The organism is Pseudomonadota bacterium, assembly GCA_010028905.1.
In the GTDB taxonomy this organism is placed as follows: domain Bacteria; phylum Vulcanimicrobiota; class Xenobia; order RGZZ01; family RGZZ01; genus RGZZ01.
Genome location: RGZZ01000738.1, coordinates 1 through 1680 on the forward strand (window position 1 = coordinate 1; position 1680 = coordinate 1680).

Annotated in this window: 3 protein-coding genes; all 3 read left to right on the forward strand. The window is 66.3% G+C overall.

What is annotated here, in order from left to right:
* Positions 1-38 precede the first annotated feature (38 nt).
* The 3 genes from EB084_24850 to EB084_24860 all read left to right on the forward strand — a co-directional run bounded on the left by EB084_24850 (position 39) and on the right by EB084_24860 (position 1048).
* Positions 39-245: a hypothetical protein gene (locus tag EB084_24850; protein ID NDD31494.1), complete on the forward strand. Its 207-nt coding sequence runs from the start codon at positions 39-41 to the stop codon at positions 243-245.
* Between the two features lie 378 nt (positions 246-623).
* Positions 624-827 carry a hypothetical protein gene (locus EB084_24855; protein ID NDD31495.1) on the forward strand — a complete coding sequence of 68 codons (204 nt, stop codon included), beginning with the start codon at positions 624-626 and terminating at the stop codon, positions 825-827.
* 32 nt (positions 828-859) lie between these two features.
* On the forward strand, positions 860-1048 hold the full coding sequence (locus tag EB084_24860; protein ID NDD31496.1) for a hypothetical protein: 189 nt from the start codon (positions 860-862) through the stop codon (positions 1046-1048).
* Positions 1049-1680: the final 632 nt, after the last annotated feature.

Sequence of the window (1680 nt, forward strand, 5' to 3'; positions counted from 1 at the left end):
CAGTGAAAAGTCACACCTGAAAGAGGTAAGTTGAACACATGGCAAACATGAGCTACTGCAGGTTCGAGAACACCTCCAGCGACCTCCTGGCCTGCGTGCGGGCCCTGGAGGAGATCGTCAACGACCCGGAGGCGGAGCGCCTCAGCTCCTCTGAGAACGGGTACTCGTACCAGATGGTGGACCTGTGCCGCCGGTACCTGGAGCTCCACGAGGAGCTGCGGCGCCTGGAGGGGTCGGGGGAGTGAAAAGCTCCCCCTCACGGGGGTAGGGTGAGAGCATGAAGCGAGGATCGACAGTGATGTGGCGGGGCGAGGCCTGGCTCGTCAAGCGCGTGTCGGACGGGTTCGTGTTCCTGGTCCGGCGCGCGGACCCGTGGTCCACTGTGATGGTGGACCGGCGCGACGTGGCGCAGCAGAGCGCGTGAAAAACGCACCACCAGAAGGGTAAGGTGAGAGCATGGACAACTTCGACTACGAGGCGTGCGGGACGTGCGGGTGCGACCACTCCTACGACTGGGACTACATGTCGGACGAGGAGCGCGAGGAGGCGATCGAGGCGCACCGCGAGGCGGGCGACCTCGCGGGCGCGTGAAAAGTCACCCCTGAACAGGGTAAGGTGAGACCATGAAGACCACCTACGTCATCGAGACCCCCGAGCAGCGCAACCGTGAGACCGGCGGCACCTCCACCCACTACGCGGTCTACGCGTGCTGGCGCTCCGAGGAGCTGGGCTGGCCGCAGTCCGAGCTGTACAGCTTCTACGACACCCTGGCGGAAGCCGAGGCTGGGGTCCGCGAGGCCGAGGCGTACGACGCCGCGAACGCGTGAAAAGCGCACACCCAGCAGGGTAGGGTGAGAGCATGAAGAACACCAAGAGCACCAAGGACCAGGGTCGCTCCTCCCTCGCGGAGGGCACCCTGGTCGAGTGGATGGGCGACACCTGGCGCGTGCAGACCCTCGACGGGGAGAGCATCACGCTCGAGGACCGCGACGGCCTGGGCATCACGGTGAACGCCTGGGCGCGCGAGGTCGCGCCCCTTCGCCAGTGAAAAGGCGGGGCGGAGCGGTGTACGGTGAGAGCATGAAGAGCAAGAGCAAGTCGGTGCCCCGGAACGCGGTGGTCCTGGGCATGATCCTCACGAAGAAGCCCGCGAAGTTCCGTCACCGGGCGTCACCGGGGCGCCGGTGACGCCCGGAGGAAGCGCGCCGAGATGGAGTGAGGGGGCGCGAGCGGGGGCGCCGAGGAGAGTAAAAAGCGCCCCCGAGCGGGCGCCCCCCTCGAGGTGGTGCAGAGCCCCGTGGGGCGGGGGCCCCTAAAAGGGCCCCATTAGGGGCCCCATCAGATGGGGGGCGCCCCCCGCCCCCTTGACATGGTGTCTAGGGCCCCCTCGGGAGGGTCGCGGGCCCATACCCTCTCGCACCACCCGAGAATTTTTGGTCTGAAAACGACCCCCTTCCCCCGAAATTCCCGGGCAGCCCTGGCTCTAAATTCGCTCCGCGCGCCCCGTGCTGGCCCCGCGTGCTCTCCCGAGATTCCCGGGAAATTTTGGCTCCAAATCCGTGCCGCGCTCCTCTTTGTTGAGCCCTGCAGCTCTCCCGAAATTCCCGGGAAATTTTGGCATGAAATCGGAGCGCGCGGTTCATCTTGAGCGCCCCGCTGCCTCCGAGAAATTCCCGGGAA